The 1165-nt window shown below is 60.9% G+C and carries 1 protein-coding gene; it reads right to left on the bottom strand.

Features of this window, described 5'->3' with window-relative positions; translation table 11 throughout:
- Positions 1 to 221: 221 nt before the first annotated feature.
- Positions 222 to 1058, bottom strand: a complete 837-nt coding sequence (locus SFLMC1_RS06455; protein ID WP_152073315.1) for a sugar phosphate isomerase/epimerase family protein — start codon at positions 1056 to 1058, stop codon at positions 222 to 224.
- Between the last annotated feature and the right edge of the window lie 107 nt (positions 1059 to 1165).

The following is a 1165-nucleotide window of genomic DNA, read 5'->3' as shown; positions in this document are numbered from 1 at the left end:
GTGACGGTCCAGGAAATCGTCCGCAGTTCCACCCCATCCGGAAAGTGCGTCCCATTCCAAGCCCAAATTCCGGGACGCACTTTCCGCTGAGGACCTCAACCGGAAACGGCGTCCCATTCTGGACTGCAATTCTGGGACGCAGTTTCCGCCAGATGTCTCAACCGGAAACCGCACCCCGTTTCCAGCCACGACTGAAACGCCAGCTCGGCGCCCCGTCTCGCCTAGGCGCCAGTCGCGCGTCGATACTCCGCCATGACCTGGGCATCGGCTGCCGCGGGATCGGCGAAATAGCGCCCGTCATACGTCTCTGCCGAAACCACGCCGCGATAGCCACGCGCCACCAGCCTATCCAAATCGGCCCGCATATCGCGGTCGCCGTCGCCCCAGGCAAGATGCGTGGTGCCATCTGCCGCAACATCGACAAAATGCACGTGGGCAACGTCATCGCCGAGCGCATCGAAATAATCGTCGATGGTATCCCCCGCCACCGCCATGGCGCCCATATCAAGGCACGCCTTGAGCGCCGGATGCCCAACCGCGTCAATCATGCGCTTGGTATCGGCCGCCGAGTTCACGATCATCGACTCAACCGGCTGCAGGGCCTCGAGCACCAGTCGCACGCCGCGCTCTCCCGCATGCTCGGCAATCGTGCGCAGCATCGAGGCGCTACGCGCCCACGCGTCCTCGATCGGCTCATTCAAAAACGCCCAGCCACTCGAAACCATAACCTGCTCGGCCCCAAGCTCCGCCGCGATATCCACAACATTCTTAAAGTACGCGAGCGTACGGGCACGCGACTCCTCCCCGCGCGCCGCGATATTCCACGGCTTGGGGTTGTTCTGCTCGGGGCAAATGCCCACAATCCGGACTCCATACCGCTGCGACAGCTCCCGCACCTGCTCGAGCGAATCGTATCCATGGCAATCGACATACAGGTGCATCGCCCCCGTCCAAAGCTCGCAGCACGCGTAGCCCGATGCCGCCGCCGAGGAGAAGAATTCCTCCAGGTCAAAATAACGATGACTGATATTCATGACGGCAAGCTGCGGGTAGCTCATAATTACTCTCCAACCCAAACGAGGCCCCGTTCCATGTAGGAGCGGGGCCAAATTGCACAAACGTTATTTGCTCTTAGTAGTCGAACTGGTGATAGTAACGACGGTAG

Origin of the sequence: Collinsella aerofaciens, from assembly GCF_901212495.1 — a bacterium.
In the GTDB taxonomy this organism is placed as follows: Bacteria; Actinomycetota; Coriobacteriia; order Coriobacteriales; family Coriobacteriaceae; genus Collinsella; species Collinsella aerofaciens_H.
This window is presented reverse-complemented; position numbering and strand designations above follow the sequence as displayed.

Bases quoted from the DNA above. Each gene is read 5' to 3' on its own strand.
- SFLMC1_RS06455 (WP_152073315.1), bottom strand. From the start codon at position 1,058: ATGAGCTACCCGCAGCTTGCCGTCATGAATATCAGTCATCGTTATTTT.